Origin of the sequence: Maribellus luteus (assembly GCF_003576475.1) — a bacterium.
In the GTDB taxonomy this organism is placed as follows: domain Bacteria; phylum Bacteroidota; class Bacteroidia; order Bacteroidales; family Prolixibacteraceae; genus Draconibacterium; species Draconibacterium luteum.
Window position 1 is genome coordinate 1 of sequence record NZ_QWGR01000145.1, and the last position, 614, is coordinate 614.

Annotated in this window: 1 protein-coding gene; it reads right to left on the minus strand. The window is 66.8% G+C overall.

The genetic code is table 11. From position 1 onward, the window contains the following. The coding region (locus D1614_RS28335) for an ATP-binding cassette domain-containing protein (protein ID WP_147384392.1) at positions 1-614 on the minus strand (614 nt) is incomplete at both ends.

Consider the following 614-nt stretch of genomic DNA (forward strand, 5'->3'; position numbering starts at 1 on the left):
GAAATACGCTGGCGTTCGCCGCCCGACAGCGCCTGCCCGCGTTCACCCACCAGCGAGTCATAGCCGTGGGGCAGGCGCAGGATGAACTCGTGGGCGTGGGCGGCACGCGCGGCGGCGACGATCTCCTCGCGCGTGGCGTCGGGTTTGCCGTAGGCGATGTTGTCGGCGATCGTGCCGAAGAACAGGAACGGCTCCTGCAGCACCAGGCCGATGTTGCGCCGGAATTCCGACACGGGCAGCGAGCGGATATCGGTGCCATCCAGGCGGATCGCGCCTTCGGACACATCGTAGAAGCGGCAGATCAGGTTCACGAGCGTGCTCTTGCCCGAGCCGCTGTGCCCCACCAGCCCGATCATCTCTCCCGGCCGGATCGACAGGTTCAGCCCGCGGATCACCGCGCGGTTGCCAGAACGGAAGCCCAGGTCGCGCAGCTCGATGGCGCCGCTCACCTTGTCGATGTGCACGGGCTTGGCCGGCTCCGGCACGCTCGACACGTGGTCGAGAATGTCGAAGATGCGCTTGGCGCCCGCCGCCGCCTTCTGCGTGACGGACACAATGCGGCTCATGGAATCCAGGCGCGTGTAGAAGCGGCTGATATAGGTCAGGAACGCCAC